This window comes from Sphingobium yanoikuyae, from assembly GCF_013001025.1.
GTDB classification, from domain to species: Bacteria; Pseudomonadota; Alphaproteobacteria; order Sphingomonadales; family Sphingomonadaceae; genus Sphingobium; species Sphingobium yanoikuyae_A.
Map to the genome: position 1 here is coordinate 1,133,130 of NZ_CP053021.1, position 20,172 is coordinate 1,153,301.

General features: G+C 66.5%; 16 protein-coding genes. All 16 read left to right on the forward strand.

Features of this window, described 5'->3' with window-relative positions; all coding sequences use genetic code 11:
* The first annotated feature begins 6 nt into the window (after positions 1-6).
* The 16 genes from HH800_RS05990 to HH800_RS06065 all read left to right on the forward strand — a co-directional run bounded on the left by HH800_RS05990 (position 7) and on the right by HH800_RS06065 (position 20,165).
* Positions 7-945 carry an AAA family ATPase gene (locus tag HH800_RS05990; protein WP_169860498.1) on the forward strand — a complete coding sequence of 313 codons (939 nt, stop codon included), beginning with the start codon at positions 7-9 and terminating at the stop codon, positions 943-945.
* The gene (locus tag HH800_RS05995; RefSeq protein WP_169860499.1) at positions 942-2,546 is read left to right on the forward strand and encodes a hypothetical protein; all 1,605 of its coding nucleotides are present in this window, start codon (positions 942-944) and stop codon (positions 2,544-2,546) included. Before HH800_RS05990 ends, HH800_RS05995 begins: the two co-directional genes overlap by 4 nt.
* A gap of 58 nt (positions 2,547-2,604) precedes the next feature.
* Complete coding sequence (locus HH800_RS06000) at positions 2,605-3,825, forward strand: XrtA/PEP-CTERM system-associated ATPase (protein ID WP_069337209.1); 1,221 nt, start codon at positions 2,605-2,607, stop codon at positions 3,823-3,825.
* 32 nt (positions 3,826-3,857) lie between these two features.
* A complete protein-coding gene (locus tag HH800_RS06005) occupies positions 3,858-4,706 on the forward strand; it encodes an XrtA system polysaccharide deacetylase (RefSeq protein ID WP_169860500.1) in 849 nt (282 codons plus the stop codon).
* Entirely contained in the window at positions 4,703-5,773 is a 1,071-nt protein-coding gene (locus HH800_RS06010; RefSeq protein WP_169860501.1) for a FemAB family XrtA/PEP-CTERM system-associated protein, read from the forward strand. The genes HH800_RS06005 and HH800_RS06010 overlap by 4 nt, the downstream gene beginning before the upstream one ends.
* Positions 5,774-5,833: 60 nt before the next feature.
* Positions 5,834-6,907 carry a FemAB family XrtA/PEP-CTERM system-associated protein gene (locus HH800_RS06015; RefSeq protein ID WP_169860502.1) on the forward strand — a complete coding sequence of 358 codons (1,074 nt, stop codon included), beginning with the start codon at positions 5,834-5,836 and terminating at the stop codon, positions 6,905-6,907.
* Positions 6,904-8,133: a TIGR03087 family PEP-CTERM/XrtA system glycosyltransferase gene (locus HH800_RS06020; RefSeq protein WP_169860503.1), complete on the forward strand. Its 1,230-nt coding sequence runs from the start codon at positions 6,904-6,906 to the stop codon at positions 8,131-8,133. The genes HH800_RS06015 and HH800_RS06020 overlap by 4 nt, the downstream gene beginning before the upstream one ends.
* Positions 8,130-9,665 carry an exosortase A gene (gene xrtA, locus HH800_RS06025; RefSeq protein WP_169860504.1) on the forward strand — a complete coding sequence of 512 codons (1,536 nt, stop codon included), beginning with the start codon at positions 8,130-8,132 and terminating at the stop codon, positions 9,663-9,665. The genes HH800_RS06020 and xrtA overlap by 4 nt, the downstream gene beginning before the upstream one ends.
* A 10-nt stretch (positions 9,666-9,675) precedes the next feature.
* On the forward strand, positions 9,676-11,571 hold the full coding sequence (locus HH800_RS06030; protein WP_169860505.1) for an XrtA/PEP-CTERM system amidotransferase: 1,896 nt from the start codon (positions 9,676-9,678) through the stop codon (positions 11,569-11,571).
* A gap of 344 nt (positions 11,572-11,915) precedes the next feature.
* Positions 11,916-13,286, forward strand: a complete 1,371-nt coding sequence (locus HH800_RS06035; protein WP_069337215.1) for a sugar transferase — start codon at positions 11,916-11,918, stop codon at positions 13,284-13,286.
* A 2-nt stretch (positions 13,287-13,288) separates the two neighbouring features.
* Positions 13,289-14,416 (forward strand): glycosyltransferase, encoded by a 1,128-nt coding sequence (locus tag HH800_RS06040; RefSeq protein WP_069337237.1) that lies wholly within the window; start codon positions 13,289-13,291, stop codon positions 14,414-14,416.
* A gap of 77 nt (positions 14,417-14,493) precedes the next feature.
* Complete coding sequence (locus HH800_RS06045; protein ID WP_069337216.1) at positions 14,494-15,246, forward strand: class I SAM-dependent methyltransferase; 753 nt, start codon at positions 14,494-14,496, stop codon at positions 15,244-15,246.
* Between the two features lie 14 nt (positions 15,247-15,260).
* Positions 15,261-16,544, forward strand: a complete 1,284-nt coding sequence (locus HH800_RS06050; protein WP_169863255.1) for a hypothetical protein — start codon at positions 15,261-15,263, stop codon at positions 16,542-16,544.
* Entirely contained in the window at positions 16,541-17,680 is a 1,140-nt protein-coding gene (locus HH800_RS06055) for a glycosyltransferase family 4 protein (RefSeq protein ID WP_169860506.1), read from the forward strand. Before HH800_RS06050 ends, HH800_RS06055 begins: the two co-directional genes overlap by 4 nt.
* A complete protein-coding gene (locus HH800_RS06060) occupies positions 17,677-18,423 on the forward strand; it encodes an FkbM family methyltransferase (protein ID WP_169860507.1) in 747 nt (248 codons plus the stop codon). Before HH800_RS06055 ends, HH800_RS06060 begins: the two co-directional genes overlap by 4 nt.
* The gene (locus HH800_RS06065; protein WP_029548053.1) at positions 18,423-20,165 is read left to right on the forward strand and encodes a hypothetical protein; all 1,743 of its coding nucleotides are present in this window, start codon (positions 18,423-18,425) and stop codon (positions 20,163-20,165) included. The genes HH800_RS06060 and HH800_RS06065 overlap by 1 nt, the downstream gene beginning before the upstream one ends.
* The last annotated feature ends 7 nt before the right edge of the window (positions 20,166-20,172 follow it).

A 20,172-nucleotide genomic window follows, 5' to 3' on the forward strand; every position in this document is an offset into this window, starting at 1 on the left:
GATCCCATGAACCAGCATAGCCCCATCAAGGGCCGCGGCTCGCTGATCGAACGCGCCACCGAGATTTTCGATTTTCAGGCGGCCCTGCGTGGACGCGCAGCACCGGCCGTCGATGTGCCGGCCGATGCGCCGCCGCCGCCGCCGATGTTCGATCCCGCGCCGCAGGCGCCGGCCCCGGTCGCGTCCGACGAAGCGCCTATCTTCCGCGCGCAAGCCTGGACCAACCCGGCCCAGCCGGTTGATCGCGACCGACTGACCGAAGCCGGTTTCCTGGTGCCCGGCGCGCCGGTCACTGCGATGAGCGAGGAGTTCCGCCTGCTCAAGCGCGGGCTGCTGACCCATCTTCAGGACAATCCGCGCGGCAACCGCATCCTCCTCTGTTCGCCCCATAGCGGCGAGGGGAAGACCTTCTGCGCGATCAATCTGGCGCTCAGCCTGGCGGCCGAGCAGGATCGCGAGATTTTGCTGGTCGATGCCGATTTCGGCAATCCGGGGATCCCCGAAACGCTGGGCCTGCAGGCCGGGCCGGGGCTGATGGACGCGCTCGCCGATCCGCTGGTCGCGATCGAGGATTGCGTGCTGCGCACCGACATTCCCTCGCTGTCGGTCCTGCCGGCGGGGCAGCGCAGCCATGCCGACACCGAATATCTCGCCTCGGCGCGCACCGAGATGCTGCTGCAACGGCTGACCGAGGGGCGGCCCGACCGCATCATCGTGTTCGATTCCCCGCCCTTGCTCGCGGCCTCGCCCGCCGCCGTGCTGGCCAGCCATGTCGCGGTCGCGCTGCTGGTCGTGCGCGCCGACAAGACGTCGGAAAGCGCGCTGCGGGAGGCGGCCGCGCTGCTGAAGGGCGGGGCGCAGGTCCAGTTGCTGCTCAACGCCGTTCGCTACACCGGCGGCGCCCGACGCTTCGGTTCCTATTATGGCAAGGGGGAGGCGGGATGATCGCGCGCGCCCTGATCGCCGGCACATCGCTGCTGGTGCTTGCCAGTGTCAGCGCCCCGGCGCTGGCGCAAGGCACGCCTGCGTCCACCAGGAAGGTCGACGTGACGCCTTATCTGGGCATCGACCAGGTGGTGATGGTGCCGCTCAAGGGCGACGGCGATGTCGTGACCTATACCAATCTCACCGCCGGCGTGACGGTGGAGGTCCAGACCCGCCGGCTCAACGCCGCAGCGGACGTCCAGTATATGCACAGTTTCGGCTGGGGCCACGCGACCGATTCCGACGTGCTGAGCGGTATCGCCAATGCCGGCTACAAGCTGACCCCCGAACTCACCCTGCAGGCCGGTGGCATCGCCTCGCGCGTGCGGACCGACGGCTATTCGGGCGCTGCGACGATCGACAACCGTTTTACCAGCCAGATCTGGGGCGGCTATATCGGGCCCAGTTACGCCACGAAGGTCGGCGATCTCGACATCAAGGCTTCCTATCGGCTGGGCTATGCCCGCGTCGATGATGATGTCGATGTGAATGTCCCTGGCGCCGCGATCGCCAATGGCTCCTTCGCACAAAGCTGGTCCCATGACCTGAATGGCTCCGTCGGCTTTGCGCCGGGCACGATATTGCCGGTCGGCCTGACCGCCAGTGCCGGTTATAGCCGCGAGGATGCCAGCCAGCTCGACCAGCGGTTCGAGGATGTCTGGGGCCGGGTCGATGCGATCATGCCGGTCTCGCCCACGGTCGCGCTGCTCGGCGGCATCGGCTATGAGGATATCGAGATCAGCCAGCGCGCGCCCTTGCTGGACGAGGATGGCGTGCCGATCATCCGCAACGGCCGCTATGTCACCGACAAGAGCTCGCCGCGCGAACTTTATTATGATTTCGGCGACCTGATCTGGGATGTCGGCGTGCTGTGGCGGCCCAATCGCCGTACCTCGCTCAAGGCGACGGTGGGCGAACGCTATGGCGGCATGTCCTATCAGGGCCAGTTCACTTGGCAGGGCCGCAACAGCAGCATCGGCATCGCCGTGTTCGATGGCATTGAAAGCTTTGGCCGGATGATCACGGCGGATGCGGCCGCCTTCACCGGCACCAACCTGATCGTGCCGCGCAATCCCTTCACCGGCGATCTCACCGGCTGCGCCTTCTCGCCGACCGGCGGGGGCGAATGCTTCAACGATGCGCTGGCCGGCATCACCGGCGCCAATTTCCGCTATCGTGGCGTCGCCGGGCAATATTCCACCCGGCGCGGCCCCTGGGGCTTTGGCCTGGGCGGCGGCTATTCCAACCGCAAGTTCATCACGCCGACGACCCAGAGCGTGCTGATCAGCGGCACCCACGACCAGAATTGGTATGGCAATGGCACCGTCACCTATGCGTTCAACGATCGCGATTCGTTGGATACGGCGGTCTACATCAATTATTTCGATGCCAGCGGCGCCCGCGCCGACGTCTTGAACTATGGTGCCTTCACAAGCTATTTCAGGGGCTTGACCAGGAAGCTCACAGCATCTGCCTCGCTCGGCGTCGATGCGGCGAAGGCGGATGATTTTGACACGCTGATCAACGCGATGGGCCAGGTCGGCCTGCGTTACAGCTTTTAAGGGAATTCCGGTTATAAGGGCGTCTATGCGACGCCGGCATGCCGGATGGAGACGACAGATGTACGATCAGTTCTATGGATTGCAGGGGCGCCCGTTCCAACTGACGCCGGACCCGCATTTCTATTTCGAGAGCACGACGCATCGCAAGGCACTGTCCTATCTGGGCTATGGCCTGGCCCAAGGGGAAGGCTTCATCGTCATCACCGGCGACATCGGCGCCGGCAAGACGACGCTGGTCGGCCATCTGATGAGCACGATCGATCCGGCGCGCCTGACCGCGACGAAGATCGTGTCGACCCAGGTCGAGGGCGATGACATGCTGCGCCTTGCCGCGCAGAGCTTCGGCCTGGCCACCGACGGCGTCGCCAAGGCGCAGATATTGCGCCAGATCGAGGCCTATTTGCAGGCGCAGGCCCGCGCCGGCCGCCGCTCGCTGCTGATCGTGGACGAAGCGCAGAACCTGCCGGTTTCGGCGATCGAGGAACTGCGCATGCTGTCCAACTTCCAGTTGGGCGGTCAGTCGCTGCTGCAGATCTTCCTGCTCGGCCAGCCCGAATTTCGCGATCTCGTCCGCTCGCCCGAGCTGGAGCAGCTGCGCCAGCGCGTGATCGCGACCCATCATCTCGACCCGATGCTGCCGCAGGAAGTCGAACCCTATATCAGCCATCGCCTGACGCTCGTCGGCTGGACCGGCAATCCCTATTTCACCGACGATGCGCTTGACGCCATCTATGCCGCCACCGGCGGCGTGCCGCGCCGCATCAACGCGCTGGTCAGCCGCGTGCTGCTGCTGGGCGCGCTGGAGCAACTGACCGAGATTGACGGTCAGGCGGTCCAGGCAGTGATCGAGGATATGGGCGTGGACGAGGATGTCAGCGCCGAACCGATCGCGCCGTCCGTGCTGGATACCGCTGGCGAAACCGCGCCGGAACCGATCGCACCGGCCGAACCGGTCGCCGCTGCCCCCGCACCGCAGGCGGTCGCTTGGCAGGCGCCGGCGCAGCCCGATCTCGTGTCGCCCGCCGTGCATGAGGAGATCGAGGCGCTGCGTGCCGAAATCGCCGCCCTGCGCGCGATGCAGAACCATGCCTCCTATGCCGCGCCGACGGTCGATCCCGAAGCCTTGAAGGGCTGTTTTGCCCTGATCGAGGAGCGCCTGTCGGGCCTCGAATTCCGCGTCGAGGAACAGGATGCGGCGCTGCGCCGCGTGCTGACCCTGCTGGTCGACTGGGTCGAGCGCGACGAACGCGCCGCCGATCCGGAGCGTAACGCCGCCTGATCGCGCCCGCGCGGCAACACCGGGACAAGATCATGATGCACAATGCCCTGTCCGTCGATGTCGAGGACTGGTTCCAGGTCGGCGCCTTCGAGCGGACGATCGACCGTTCCGATTGGGAGGGGCTGACGCATCGCGTCGAGCGTAACACCGATGCGGTGCTGGACCTGTTCGCGCAGGCTGGCGTCACCGCGACCTTCTTCACGCTGGGCTGGGTCGCCGAACGCTATCCCGCGCTGATGCGTCGCATCGCCGAAGCCGGGCATGAAGTGGCCAGCCATGGCTATGACCATGCTCGCGTCTTCACCTTCACGCCCGAACAGTTTCGCGCCGACCTGCGCAAGTCCCGCGCGATCCTGGAGGATGCCAGTGGGCAGAAGGTGTCGGGCTATCGCGCGCCCAGCTTCTCGATCGATCCGCGCACGCCTTGGGCGCATCCGATCCTGGCGGAGGAAGGCTATGCCTATTCCAGCAGCGTCGCGCCGATCCGGCATGACCATTATGGCTGGCCCGATTCGCCGCGCTTCGCCTGGAAACCGGTGGCGGGATCGGATCTGCTCGAACTGCCGGTCACCACGGCAAAGCTGGGCCAGCGGACGCTGGCGGCCGGGGGCGGGGGCTTTTTCCGCCTGCTGCCCTATGGCTTTTCGCGCTGGGCGATTCGGCAGGTGAACGGGCAGGCGCAGCGGCCCGCCATCATCTATTTCCACCCCTGGGAAATCGACCCGGATCAGCCGCGCGTCGCCGGTGCGCCGCTGCGCTCGCGGGTGCGCCACTATACCAATCTGACCGTCATGGCCGCCAAGCTGCGCCGCCTGACCCAGGATTTCGCCTGGACCCGCGTCGATGCACTGGTCGCGCAGGAAGCGGCGCGCGCCGCATGATCGCGGGCAATCGGGCCGATCTGGCGATCACCACGCTGGACCTCAATGATCCGGCGCAGGCGCAGGCGGCAGATGCCTATGTGCTGGCCCATGGCGCCAGCACGCCCTTCCATCGCCCGGCCTGGCTGATCGCGATCGAGCGGGCGACCGCGAACCGGGCGCTGATGCTCGCGGCGGTCGCGCCCTCGGGCCAGATTTGCGGCCTGCTGCCGCTCCAGCATGTGCGTAGCCGCTTGTTCGGCCAGGCGCTGGTGTCCGCCGCCTTCGCCGTCGATGGTGGCATATTGGCCGATGATCCGGCCGTGATCGCCGCCCTGGCTGCTGCTGCCCAGAATGAGGCGCGGGCACGCGGCGATGCGCCGGTCGAACTGCGCGGCGGTGTCGCACCGGGGGAGGGGTGGCGCGTCTGCGCGGGCGAGCATGTCGCCTTCGTCCGCCCGCTCGCCGCCGATGACGAGGCCGAACTGTTCGCCATCCCGCGCAAGCACCGCGCCGAACTGCGCAAGGCGCTCGCCAATCCGGCGCTGACCATCGATCATGGCCGCTCCTCGGCGCATCTGCGCGACCATTATCGCATCTATGCCGAATGCGTTCGTAACCTCGGCACCCCGGTCTTCCCCGCGCGTCTCTTCCGCGAGGTGATCGCCGCCTTTGGCGCGGATGCCGACATCAGCATCGTGCGCGATGGCGATCGCCCGGTCTCGGCGGTGCTGACCCTCTATCATGGCGACCGGGTGATGCCCTTCTGGGGTGGTGGCGGCGCCGATGCCCGCCGGCTGCGGTCCAACGAACTCATGTATTACCGGCTGATGGGCCATGGCCGCGTGCGCGGTGCGGGCCGGTTCGACTTTGGCCGGTCCAAGGTCGGCAGCGGCCAGGCCGCCTGGAAGAAGAGCTTCGGCTTCGATCCGCAGCCGCTCGTCTATTATGACTGGTCGCCCACCGGCCAGTTGCGCGACGTCAGCCCGACCAGCGCAAAATATCAGCGGCGGATCGAACTGTGGAAGAAATTGCCGCTGCCGGTCGCCAATCTGCTGGGGCCGATGATCAGTCGGGGCCTCGGCTGATTACCATATATTCAGCCCTTTGGGCCTATGCCGGTGCCAGGGTACTGAGGGAATGACCAGATGAATGCGATTGTCGATCTGAGCGTCATCGTCGGAGAGGCGCGCCTCTCCGATCCGGCTGTCGTGACGGAAATCGATGCCTGGGTCTGCGCCCAGCCGGGCTCGACGCCCTTTCATCGACCGGCCTGGATCATGGGTGTGGAGGCCGGCACCGGCCAGAAGGCGATCATGCTGGTCGCCCGCACGCCCGCGGGCGAGATCAACGGCGTGCTGCCGCTCACCCATATCCGTTCGGCCCTGTTCGGCAAGGCGCTGGTCGGCAGCGGCTTCGCGGTCGATGGCGGCATCCTCGCGTCCCATCGCAAGGCGATCGCCAAGCTGGCCGATGCCGCTTGGTATCAGGCGGAAAGGCTCGGCTGCGACACGCTGGAACTGCGCGGCGGCGAAGCGCCCGGCGGCGCCTCATGGCAGAACAAGGCCGACGCCTATCTCGGTTTCTCCCGCGCGCTTGCCGCCGATGACGAGGCGGAACTGAAGGCGATCCCCAAACGCCACCGCGCGGAAATCCGCAAGGGCCTCGGCAACGACCTCCAGTTCGAGACCGGCCGCGACCAGCGGCTGCGCGACATTCATTATCGCCTTTACTGCCAGAGCGTCCATAATCTCGGCACGCCGGTCTTCCCGCGCGCGCTGTTCGATGCCATCCTCGACCGGTTCGGGGCGGATGCGGACATCGCTATGGTATCTAAGGACGGCAAGCCCCTGTCGGCGGTCATCAGCCTCTATCATGGCGGTGCCTGCATGCCTTATTGGCATGGCGCCGGGCTGGAGGCGCGGGCGATGCGCTCCAACGAAGTCCTCTATTTCACCCTGATGCGTCAGGCCCGCGAGCGCGGCCTCACCCATTTCGACTTCGGCCGGTCGAAGGTCGGCACCGGCCCCGCCGCCTGGAAGAAGACCTGGGGTTTCGAGGGCGATCCGCTCGGCTATCATCTACGCACCGCGCCGGGCAAGGAGACGCGCGACGTCAATCCGCTCTCGCCCCAATATCGGCGCAAGGTGGAATTGTGGAAGAAGCTGCCGCTGCCCGTCGCCAACCTCATCGGTCCGCATATCGCGCGGGGCCTTGGATGACGGGCGAGCTTCTTTTCCTCTGCCATCGTATCCCGTTCCCGCCCGACCGGGGCGACAAGATCCGGTCCTATCATCTGCTTCAGCGGCTGGCGCAGATGGCGCCGGTCCATGTCGGCTGCTTTGCCGATGATGATCGCGACATGGGCTTTGCTCCGGATATGGCGCAACTGACGGCCAGCCAGTGCGTGCTGAAGCGCGACCGGTCGCGCATGGTCGCCGGCCTGACCGGCCTGGCGCGCGGCCAGTCGCTGCTGGTGTCGCTGTTCGATCATCCGGACCTCCATCGCTGGGTCGCGCAGGTCATGGCCGAACGGCCGATCCGCGCCGTCATTGCCTATTCGGCGCAGATGGCGCATTTCGTGCCCATGCTGCCGGCGGGGGTGCGGTTCCTGATGGATTTCGTCGATTTCGATTCGGCCAAATATGCCGCCTATGGCGCGCAGGGTTCCGGCCCGATGGGCTGGATCAACCGGCGCGAGGGCCGCGTGCTGCTCGATTTCGAGCGGCAGGTCGCGACCCGCGCCGATATCTGCAGCTTCGTCAGCGAGGCCGAAGCGGCCTTGTTTCGCGATGCCTGCGGCCTTGGCCCGGACCGGATCGTCGCGCTCGAAAATGGCGTGGCGCTCGACTATTTCGACCCCGCCGCCGATTTCCCGGCGGTCGATAAGGGGGCAGGGCCGCTGATCGTCTTCACCGGCCAGATGGACTATCGCCCCAATGTCGAGGCGGTCGAGAGTTTCGCGCGCCAGACGCTGCCCGCTATCCAGGCCGCACGCCCCGACGCGCGCTTCGCCATAGTCGGTCGCAACCCGTCGAAGCCGGTGCAGGCCCTTGCCGATCTGCCGGGCGTTATCGTCACCGGCGGGGTGCCCGATGTGCGCGGCTGGCTGGCCGCCGCCGATCTGGTGGTCGCGCCGCTGCGTATCGCGCGCGGCATCCAGAACAAGGTGCTCGAAGCGATGGCGATGGCCCGTCCGGTCGTTGCTTCGCCCCAGGCCGCCGAAGGCATTGATGCGGTCGATGGCCGCGATTTCCTGGTCGTGGATGACCCGGCGGCCGAAGCCCAGGCGGTCCTGTCGCTGTTCGCCGATCCGGCGCAAGGGGCTCAGCTTGGCCTCGCCGCCCGTCGCCGTGTCGAGGCGCGTTATCGCTGGTCGGCGACGCTAGGTGGTCTGCCCGACCTACTGCTCGGCGCGCCGAGCAAGGCCGATCCGCAGGCCGCATGACCGATCGCGCCCGTTCCCTTGCCGACATGCCGCGCATCGGCCTTGCCGGCTGGCGTGGTCATCTGACCGCGCTCGGCGTGGTCGCGGCTGCCATCCTGACGCTCTTCTTCGACGATCTCTATTCGATGGTCTCGATCTGGTGGAACGCCTCCACCTTCGGCCATTGCCTCTTCATTCCGATCCTCATCGCCTGGCTGGTGCAGCAGCGTCTGCCCGGCCTGCGCCAGTTGGAGCCGGTCGCCTGGCCGCCGGGTCTGATCTGGCTGGGCCTTGGCGCCTTTGCCTGGCTGCTCGGCGCGGCGGCGGGCGTCGCGATGGTCCGCCATGGCGCGCTGGTCCTGATGCTCCAGGGCGCGGTGATCGCGCTGCTCGGGCCGATGGTGGCGCGCGCCTTGCTCTTCCCGCTCTTTTACGCCTTCTTCATGGTCCCCTTCGGTGAAGAGATCGTGCCGCATCTTCAGCTGGTGACGGCGCATCTCTCGATGATGTTCCTGACGCTGGCCGGCGTGCCCGCCCATATGGAGGGCATCTTCATCACCACCCCGACCGGCTATTTCGAGGTGGCGGAGGCCTGTTCGGGCGCCAAATTCCTGATCGCCATGACCGCCTATGGCGCGCTGGTCTGTAATGTATGCTTCCAGAGCTGGCCGCGCCGCATCCTGTTCATGACCGGAGCGCTTACCTTGTCGGTGCTGGCCAATGGCGTGCGCGCCTTCGCCACCATATTGGTCGCCCATCTGACCACGGTGGATGCCGCTGTCGGTTTCGACCATGTCGTCTATGGCTGGGTGTTCTTCGCGATCATCATGATCATCGTGATGGCGACCGCTTGGCCATTTTTCGATCGCAAGCCCGGCGACCCCTGGTTCGATCCCGTGCCGCTGCAGCGCCCTGTCCGGCGGCAGGCGCCGGCCGGCATGATGGCGGCCATCGCACTCGGCATCATCGTCGCCGCGCCGCTCTGGCTGGCGGCCACTGCGGCCACCGCCCGTCCGCTGCCATCGCGCATCGATCTGCCGGCGGTGCCGGGCTGGACCCGCACCAGTGCCGCCCAGACCTATCCCTGGAAACCGCGCTTCGATGGCGCCGATCATTTCATCTCTGGCCGCTATGCCAACGCGCAGGGACAGGTCGTGGACCTCGTCGTCGCCGCCTTTGACCGGCAGGAGGACAAGCGCGAACTGGTCGGTTTCGGCCAGGGCGCGGTCGATCCCGACAAGGAATGGACTTGGTCCTCGCCCGCACCGGCGCCCGCCGAAGCGCGCGGCGAGCAGATCACCGGTCCCGGCCCGCTCGTCCGCCATGTCGTCAGCTTCTATGTGGTGGGGCAGGGCGCGCCGACCGGCAGCAAGCCGGAAGTGAAGATCCAGACCATGCTCGCTCGCCTGCTGGGCCGCGATCCGCGCTCGGTCGCGATCCTCGTTTCCGCCGAAGAACATCCCGGCCATCCCTCCGACGCGGCGATCTCTGTCTTCCTGCGCGATCTGGGCAATGTGAAGGAATTGGCTGACCGCAGCGCGGGCATAGGCTAGGACCGTAACAATGTGCGGAATTGCGGGCATCTTCCATCTCGAAACGGCCAAGCCGGTCGATCCTGCGCGGGTGCGCGCCATGCTGGACGTGATGCCGCATCGGGGGCCGGACGGCAGCGGCATATGGACCGCGCCGGGCGTGGGCCTGGGCCATCTGCGCCTGTCGATCATCGACCTTGGCGGTGGCGCCCAGCCGATGCTGACCGAGGATGAAAGCCTGGTCGTCACCTTCAACGGCGAAATCTACAATTTCGCCGAGGTTCGTGCCGAACTGGAGGCGAAGGGCCATGTCTTCCGCACCGACAGCGATACCGAAGTCATCCTGCATGGCTATCGCCAATGGGGCGAGGAGTGCGTGCAACGCTTCAACGGCATGTTCGCCTTCGCCCTGTTCGATGCGCGCGCGCAGTCGCTCTGGCTGGTGCGCGACCGGCTGGGAGTGAAGCCGCTCCATTATGCCCTGTTGTCGGATGGCAGCCTGATCTTCGGGTCGGAACTGAAAAGCCTGCTCGCGCACCCCTTGCTTCGCCGCGCGCCGGACCTGAGCGCGGTCGAGGATTATCTCGCCTATGGCTATGTCCCCGACGATGCCTGCATGGTCGCGGGCGTGCGCAAGCTGGGTGCGGGCGAGACGCTGCGCCTCGTGCGCGGCCGTTCGCTGCCCCATCCGCAACGCTATTGGGACATCAGCTTTGCCGATCGCAGCAAGGCCAGGCCGGAGGCGCTGGAGGAGGAACTGGTCGCGCTGATGCGTCAGGCGGTGCGCTCGCGCATGGTGTCCGACGTGCCGCTCGGCGCCTTCCTGTCCGGCGGCGTCGACAGCAGCAGCGTCGTTGCCTTGATGGCGGAGGCATCGAACCAGGCGGTCAAGACCTGCACCATCGGCTTCGACGTCGCCAGCCTGGACGAGACCGCCTATGCCGACCGGATTGCCCGGCGCTTCGCAACCGATCACCGCACGCGCATCGTATCACCCGATGATTATGGATTGGCCGACACGCTGGCCTTTCATTTCGACGAACCCTTTGCCGATGCCTCCGCGCTGCCCACCTACCGGGTGTGCGAACTGGCGCGCGAACAGGTGACGGTGGCCCTGTCCGGCGACGGCGCGGACGAGGCGTTTGCCGGTTATCGCCGCCATCGCTTCCAGATGCAGGGGGAGAGGCTGCGTGGCCTGATCCCCGCTTCGGTGCGCGAACCCTTGTTCGGTACGCTTGGCCGCTATTATCCCAAGGCTGACTGGGCGCCGCGCCCGCTGCGCGCCAAATCGACTTTCCTGGAGCTGGCCGGCGACGGCGGCGAAGCCTATGCCGCCTCGGTCGGGGTCACGCCCCATGCGCTGCGCCAGCGTCTCTTCAGCCAGGACATGAAGAGCCGGCTGGGCGCCTATCGCGCCGAGGATCGCTATATCAAGGCGATGGCCAATGCCCCGGCGCGCGATCCGCTCGACCGCGCCCAATATGCCGATATCCGCATCTGGCTGCCCGGCGACATCCTGACCAAGAGCGACCGGATGAGCATGGCCGTCAGCCTGGAGGCGCGCGAGCCGCTGCTCGACCATCGGCTGGTCGAATTTGCCGCCCGCCTGCCGGTGGCCCAGCGCATTCGCGGCAATAGCGGCAAATATCTCATGAAGAAGGCGATGGAGCCCTTCCTGCCGCAGGATATTCTCTACCGCCCGAAAATGGGCTTCGTGACGCCGATCAGCGCCTGGTTCCGCGGCGCGCTGGCGGGTGAGGCGACGGCGGTCGCCGGCGGCTCGGCGCTGGCCCGCACCGGCTGGTTCGACACGAAGATGCTCGCCAAGGTCGCGGCCGATCACAAGGCTGGCATGGCCGATCATGGCCGGCTGCTCTGGCAAATGGTGATGCTCGACAAGGCGCTCGGCCGGCTGTTCGGCGCGTGACCGGCGTATTGCGCGCGCCTTTTGGCAGTTTTTTGGCGTTGATAGGGCCGTGGCTGATCTGGCTAGGCTTTGCGCATTTCGTTCGGCCTCATTGGTATGGGAGCTTGGCCGCCATCGCCGCTGCGACACTGTCGATCTTCGTGGGGCTATATGGTCTATGGCTATGCCTTCCACCTCGGCCGAACGGTAAATCGGTATGGCAACTGACCCTTTTTATAATCTATGCCGTCGGGATCGTAATTGCGCAGCCGATTATCGGTCTCGTGTCGATTTGCACGACAGGTGACTGCATTTAGGGTGCGGGCCTTGCAACCGGCCCCGCCCGGTGCCAACGGGACAGCATAATGATCATGCAGGGCGCCTCATTGACTGTCTCGAAGGAAATTGTGCGGCTGCGCCTCTATGCGCTGTGCCTGGCCGGCGACATGGCGGGGCTGTTCATCGCCTTCCTCCTCGCCAATTTCCTGGTCGTCGGCGCCTTTCTGGGCGAACCGGGCAAGCCCCATGGCCTGGTGATGTTCTCGATGGTCGCGCCGCTCTATGCGATCCTCGCGGTGCAGGGCGGTGCCTATGGCATCAACACGCTGGATCGCGTGCGCCGCGGCATCTTCCGCGCGCTGCTGGCGCTGGCGCAGGCGGCGCTGTTGATGTTGCTGATCGTCTATCTGGGCAAGATCGCCGAACAGCTATCCCGTCTGACCTTCCTCACCGGCCTGCTGCTGGGCGCCGCAACGCTGGCGCTGGTGCGTCTGGCCGTCGCGCGCCTCGCCGTCCGGCTGCTGGGCGATGTTCCGCATCTCACCGCCGTCATCATGGACGGGGTCGCGATCGAGACCGGCGCCCATATGGAGGTGATCCAGGCGGACGCCGCCAATCTCCATCCCGAACGCCATGATGCCGACATGGCCGCACGCCTGGCCGCTGCGGTCGGCATGGCGGAGAGGGTGATCGTCGCCTGTCCGCTCGAACGGATGGATGACTGGTCGGCGGCACTCAAGTCGCTCTCGGCACGGGGCGAGATCGTCGTCCCCGAACTGCTGCGCTTCGCCCCCGCGCGGGTGGACGAGTTTGACGGCCAGCCGACGATCATCGTCGCCGGCGGCCCGCTGCAATTCCGCGACCGCCTGATCAAGCGGCTGTTCGACATCATCGTCGCCACCATTGCCACCATCGCGCTGTCGCCCGTCCTGTTCGGCGCCGCTCTGGCGGTGAAGCTGACCAGCCCCGGCCCGATCCTCTTCCGCCAGCCGCGCATCGGCAAGGATGGGCGGCCCTTTTCCATCTACAAGTTCCGCTCGATGCGGACCGAGGCGAGCGACCACAAGGCCGCAACGCTGACCAGGCGCGACGATGATCGTGTGACCCGCGTCGGCGCGTTCCTGCGCAAGACCAGCATCGATGAACTGCCCCAGCTCTTCAATGTGCTGAACGGCGACATGAGCGTCGTCGGTCCGCGCCCCCATGCCGCCGCCGCCAAGGCAGGCGACAGCCTCTATTGGGAGGTCGATGCCCGCTATTGGGAACGGCATTGCATCAAGCCGGGCATGACCGGCCTGGCCCAGGTGCGCGGCCATCGCGGCGCAACCGATCATCATCAGGATCTGATCGACCGGCTCCAGTCGGACTTGGAATATGTCAGCGACTGGTCGATCTGGCGCGACCTGCGCATCATCGTCGCGACGCTGGGCGTGCTGGTCCATCACAAGGCCTATTGACCGTGACCAACCTGCTGCTCGCCCTCGTCCTGCTGGCCTCGTTGGTCGCCGTCGCCTGGCCCTTCCTCTTTTATCCGCTGATCCTGCGGATGCTGCCAACCCGCGCGGAAACGCCGGTCGCCTGCCCGGTGCCCAGCGCGTCGCTGCTTTTCTGCGCCTATAATGAGGCGGGTGCGATGCCGGAAAAGCTCGCCAATCTGGCGATGCTGAAAGGCCGGCATCCCACGCTCGAAATCCTCGCCTTTGACGATGGATCGTCCGACGAGACCGCCGCGCTGATCGCGGCGCAGGGCGATCTCGTCACTTTGCTGCGCGGGCCGGGTCGCAGCGGCAAGGCGCATGGCATGAAATTGCTGGCCGCCCGTGCGCGAGGCGACATACTGATCTTCACCGACGCCAATGTGCTGCTGGATGCCGACGCGATCGATAATCTGCTCGCCCGCTATGCCGATCCCGATATCGGCGGCGTGCTCGGCTCGCTCCATTATCTGGGCGAGGGCGACAGCGCGACCGCCGCCGTCGGCTCGCTCTACTGGCGGATCGAGGAGCGACTGAAGGACGAGGAGTCGCGCACCGGCAATGTGCTGGGCGCCGACGGCTCGATCTTCTCTATCCGTCGCTCTCTCTATCCGGAATTTCCCGATAGCGTGCTGGACGACCTCACCGTCTCCATGGCGGTGGTCTTCGCCGGCAAGCGGCTGGTGAAGGCGAAGGATGTGATTGCGCGCGAGCGGCTGGTGACGGGGCGCAAGGACGAATATCGGCGCAAGGTGCGGATCGCCGCGCGCGCCTGGCACACGCACAGCCATTTGCGCCCGCAACTGCGCCGCATGGCCGCGATCGACCGGTTCAAATATGCCTCGCGCAAGATCGTGCGCTGGTTTGGCGGCGCCTTCATCCTGACCGGCGCGATCGCCGCAGGCGCGCTGGCACTGCGCCTGTCGCCCATGCTCTACATGCTCGGCGCGATCGGCCTTGCGCTGCTCGCCTGGATCGGCCTGCGCTCGCGCGGCGGGCCGCTTGCCGCGCTGGTCGACATCATGATCGCCTATGCCGCCACCTTGCAGGGCGTGCTCAAGGCGATGAGCGGCCGCACCGTCACAATCTGGAATCCTGCCCAGTCGCGATAGTCTTTCGCGTTGATCCCCTCTCGCCAAAGCCGCGCCATATTGTATAGGCCGGAAGCTGATACCGAGCGGAGAATGGCGTGATTACTGTCCAGCGGGTGGCCAAGGCCGCCGGCAAGCATCTGACCAAATTGGGTCTCGACCTGCGCAAGGCACTGGGTGCCTCCGCCAATCGCGGCTGCCCGGCCTGCGGCATGACGGTCGTCGGCTTCTTCCGCTATGGCGACAATGGCGAATGGGGCTGCCCCAATTGCAGCGCTTCACCGCGCGAGCGGCTGATGAACTATCTCCTCATGAAGGGCGTGCTGACCGTGCCGACCGACGGCGCGATCCTGCACATGGCCCCCAATGAAGGGAGCCTGGTCAAGCGCTTCTCTGCGGCGGCCGACTATGTCCCGGCCGATCTTGATCCCGCGCGCTATACCGTGCCCGGCATGCACAAGGTCGACCTGATGGCGCTGTCCGACACCGATCGATACGACCTCTTCTATGCCAGCCATGTGATGGAGCATGTGCCCGATGACATGGCCGTGCTGCGCAATATCCTGCGCGCGCTCAAGCCCGGCGGCGAAGCCTGGCTGATCGTGCCGCTGTGGGACAAGCCGACCGAGGATGGCAGCTTCGACATCCCCCCGCGCGAGCGCGAACGGCGCTTTGGCCAGTGGGACCATGTCCGCCAATATGGCCTCGACTTTGCCGATCGCATCCGCGCCGCCGGCTTCGCGCTGGAGGAAATCGACGCGCGCGACATCGACGCCGACACGCGCCATTTCTATGCGCTCGATGATCGGCTGTTCCGGGCGCGCAAGCCGCTGGGAACAGCGACGCAGTGAGCATGCTCGCGCGGATGGAGGCATCCGCCCGCATGCTCGCGCTGGTCAAGCTCGCCAATGTCGGGCTGGTGATGATCTGGGGCTTCGCCGTCACCTTCGTCTTCGTGCGGGTGCTGCCGCTGGCGGAGTTCCAGGCCTTCCTGCTGCTCGTCGCCTTCGGCAATTTCACCATCTCGGCGGAATTCGGCCTCACCAGCATCATCTATGCGCGCCTGCGCCGCTTCTGGCTGGGCAGCGATGAGGAGGCGGCCGATGGCGGCTTCCGGCTGGAGGAAATGGGTGTCCTCTTCCTCTTCCTCGGGCTGCTGATCGCCGGCGCGGTCGTCCTCCTGCTCGGCGCGCTGGCGCTGGAAGGGCTGCATACGGCGATGCCAGTGCTGTTCCTGCTCTTCTTCCTCACCGCCTGCCTCAACCTGCCGGCTTTGCTTGCCAAGCGGGCGCTGGCGGCGATCGACGGCAATTTCCTGTGGGAAGGGCTGGATTGCGCCCGCCGCCTGGTGACGATCGGCTTGCTGGCGGCGATCCTGTTTGGGCTCGATCCGCGCCTGTCGGTCGCGCTGCAACTGGCGATCAGCGTTCTGGTGATCGGCTATGCCATCGTCCATGTCCATCGCCGCCTTAACATGCGCCGCAGCCACTGGTTCGCCTTCCGCGTCGGTGGCGGCCATGTGCGCCGCCATTATCTGCGCGATATCGGTGCGTCGGCGGCCTTCACCGTGTCGGATATCGTCGCCTATAACGCGCCCTATTTCACCATCGCCATGGCCACCAGCGATGCCCGGCCGATGCTGCTGTTCGACTTTTTCTTCAAGATGTCGCGCTCGCTCTCGATGCTGGTGCGCGCCATGGTGGAGGCGGCCCTGCCGCGCATCACCCGCGCCTATCATGCCGGCGAAAGCGCGCGGGTGCGCCAGCTCCTGACCCGCGCGCTCGGCGCTGCGCTCTTCTTCGCGCTGGCCGGTTCGGCGCTGCTGATGCTGATCGGCGGCTGGCTGTTCGACAAGCTGTTCGACGGCCGAGCCGCGATCGACCAGGCCGACCTTGGCCTCACCGCGCTGGCACTGGTCGCGCTGTCGGTCATCTGCGTCTCGGTCTATGTCCAGGCCGCGCTCGGCCGCTTTGCCCATCTGCTCCAGCGCTCGCTGCCTTTCCTTGCCGGTTCGCTGCTCAGCGTGCCGCTCGCCGGCGCGCTCTGGCCCGATCGCTTCGATCTCGGCTTCCTCGGTCTCTATGCCTTGACCCTGATGCTGGCGGCTGGCCTGCATCTCGTCTCGCTGCGCCGGCTGGTGCGCGCATGAAGATCGCCATGCTCGATCCGTCGCTCTTCACCGGGCGCTATGATGACGGGCTGTGCGCCGGCCTGGCGCAGGCGGGCGCTAACGTGACCCTGCTCGGCCGGCCGATGCGCGCCACCGATGCGATCGTGCCGCAGGGCTATAGCTACGCCCCGCGCTTCTTCCGCCGCAGCGAGGCGCTGCGCGATCGGCTGGGGGAGGGGCGGGCCTTCCGCCTTGCCAAGGCGGCCGAATATGGCCTGACCTGCGCGCTCGGCAATCTTGATGCGATGACCGGCGCGGACGTGACCCATGTCCAGTGGTTGCCGCTGGCGCCGGCCGACCGGCTGATGCTCGATCGGCTCAGGGGGCGCACCGCGCTCGTCCACACCGTCCATAATGCCGATGCCTATCATGCCGACAGCGGCCTGCAGGGGCGCGGCTATCGCGCGCTGCTCGATCGGTTCGACGCGCTGATCGTCCATGGCGACACGACGCGCGCGGCGCTGGTCGGACAGGGCGTCGAACCCGCCCGCATCCATGTGACGCCGCACCCACCGATGCAGCTTGCGCCCGCCACCCCTGCGGACCTCGCCGCCATTCCCGATCCCGCCGCGCCCCGCATCCTCTTCTTCGGCACGATCCGCCCATACAAGGGCGTCGACCTGCTGGTGGAGGCCTGCCTGTCGCTCTGGCGCGCGGGCCATGATTTTGAGCTGGTGCTGGCCGGCAAGCCCTTCATGGATGTCGCGCCGATCCTCGATCCGGTCCATGCCGCCGGCTTCGGCGACCGTCTCATCACCGATTTCGGCTTCCTCACCGAACCCCGGCTCGACGCGCACATGGCGAACGCCGACCTGATGGTCTTTCCCTATCGCCATATCGATTCGAGCGGCGCCTTCCTGTCGGCGCTGCACCATGGCAAGGCGATGGTCACCTCCGACGCGGGCATGTTCGGCACCCTGCCGGACGGTGTCACCACGCGGGTTCCGGCCGGAAATGCGGTGGCGCTTGGCCAAGCCCTCTTGCCGCTGATCGAAAGCGCGGCCATCAGGCAGGCAGCGGGTGCGCGGGCGCGCGCCTATGGAGATATTATGGGCAATTGGAAGGACATGGCCTTGGCGACGATGGATATTTACCGCCAGGTGCTGCGCGCATGAGCCGCTATGTCCGCGAATTGTCCGACCGTGCATTGGCCCTGCGCCTGGCGCTGGCCGGCCGCGTCCACCAATATCCCGAGATTCAGGCGCTCAAGCGCTTCCTGTCCGCCTTCGCCATCGATTGCCTGTTCGACGTCGGCGCCAATCGCGGCCAATATGCGACCATGGCGCGCAAGGATGCGGGCTTTGCCGGCACCATCCTCTCCTTCGAGCCGAACCCGGACGTTTTCGCCGAACTCAGCAAGGCGGCCGCGTCCGACCGCAACTGGCATGTCTTCAACATGGCCCTGTCCGATTTCGACGGCACCGCCAGCTTCAACATCATGGCTGCCGACCAGTTCAGTTCCCTGAAGGCCCCGTCGGGCGCACAGGACGCGATCTTCGCCGACCGCAACAAGGTGACGAAGACGGTCGAGATGCAGTGCCGCCGGCTCGACAGCCTGCTGCCCGAACTGCGCGCCGCGCACGGCTTTGCCCGGCCCTTCCTCAAGATGGATACGCAGGGCCATGACCTGTCAGTCTGCGAAGGCGCGGGGCGCGTCATCGCCGACATGGCTGGCATCCAGACGGAACTGGGCGTGCGTCCCATCTATGAAGGCGGCACCGGCTATCGCGCGATGATCGACTGGCTGGAGGCGCGCGCCTTCGTCCCCTCCGCCTTCTTCGCCAACAACAAGGGCCATTTCCCCCTGCTGGTCGAAATGGATGGCATCTTCGTCAACAAGGCGCTGCTGGACAGCTGATGCCGGGGGGAATGCCCTTCGTCAGCGCGCGGCGCCTGTTCCTCGCCGGGGCGATCGGCCTCGCCCTGTGGCTGGGCGCGACCTTCCTGTGGCACGTGACCTGGCGTCAGGGTGTCAGCCTCGCCGTCATCCTGTTCCTGGATCAGGATTTTCCGGCGCTGATGATCGGCCTGTTCCTGCTGGCGCTGGCCGCGCCCTTTGCGGAGGGGATGGGCTTTCGCCTGCCGCAACCGCGCGCGCGCATCATCGTGCCGATCATCGTCCTGCTGGGGCTTGCCGCCTGGGCCGGCCATTATGCGCTGTTCCAGGATTATTCGGTCTCCCGCGATGAAGAGGTTGCGCGCTTTGCCGCCGCCTATATGCGCGAAGGCCTGTTCGCCCGTCCGATCCCGGTCGAATGGGAACCCTATCGCCGGGCGATCATGCCCGAATTTTTCTCGCCCTTCGGCGCCGCCGATTACTGGACCGCCGCCTATCTGCCGGTGAACAGCGCGATCCAGGCGCTCTTCTGGCAGATGGGCGACCCCAATCTGGCCGGCCCGGTCTTGCTGGTGCTCGGCCTCTTCTCGCTATGGCGGGTGGCGCTCCATCTCTTCCCCGACCGGCCCGATGCCGTCTGGGTAACGATGCTGCTCGGCCTCTCCTCGGCCCAGCTCTGGGTCACGGCGATGACCCCCTATGCCATGACCGGCCATTTCGCATTGAACATGGTCTGGCTGGCGCTGGTGCTGCGCGGCGGCATTGCCGGCCATCTGTCGGCCGGCGTGGTCGCGCTGATCGCGGCGGGCCTGCATCAATGGCATTTCCCGCCCATCTTCATCGCCCCCTTCATCCTCTGGATGCTGCTGGCGCGGCGCTGGACCGTGGCCGCCTTCCACGCGCTGACCCTGGTTGCCATCGTCATCGTCTGGGCCAAGATCTGGCCCGGTTTCCTGCTCCATGCGCTCGGTGCGCCGACCGATGTGCGCCCCTCCGCCGGCGTCGCCGACAAGGTGGGCAGCCTGTTCCAGCGCCTGGGCGACCGCTGGCAGCCGCTGGTCAATCTCAGCCGCTATGCCGCCTGGAACAACATATTGATGGTCCCGCTCGCGGGCCTGGGCGTGCTGGCGATGCGCTGGCGCGATGCGATCCGCGGGCGCGAGATCGCCCTGCCGCTGGCGCTGGGCTGCCTGGCGGGCTGTGCGCTGGCGCTGGCGCAGGGCTATGGCTGGGGCTTCCGCTATGCCCACGGCTTCATCGGCCCCTTCTGCCTGCTGGGCGGTCTTGGCTGGGCGCGCTTCCGGCCACAGGGCGCGATGCGGCCGATCTTCATCGGCTTCGTGGTGACGCTGCTTACCGCCGGCTTCCTGGTCTGGCGCACCCATGTCTTCGTCGAACCCTATGCCGCCAGCCACCGCATGATCGACGCCTCGCGCGCGGACGTCGTGCTGGTCGATCCGCGCGGCGGCCTCTACGTCACCGATCTGGTGCGTGGTCGTAATGGCGTGCCGGGCAAGCCGATGGTCATGAACCTCGGCATGCTGACGCTCGATCAGGTGGACGAGCTGTGCAAGACCTATGTGGTCGAGCTGTTCGACCGCGCCGAATTCCGCCCGCTCGGCGTGCCGCTGGCGCGCTGGAATCTCGGGCGCATGGACACGCTGCGCGCCCATATGAAGCTGGCCGGTTGCGATCGCCCGGTCCAGCCACCGCTGCCCGAGACGATCGACGACGCCATGAACGCCGCCGACAACGCCTTCTAAGTTGGTG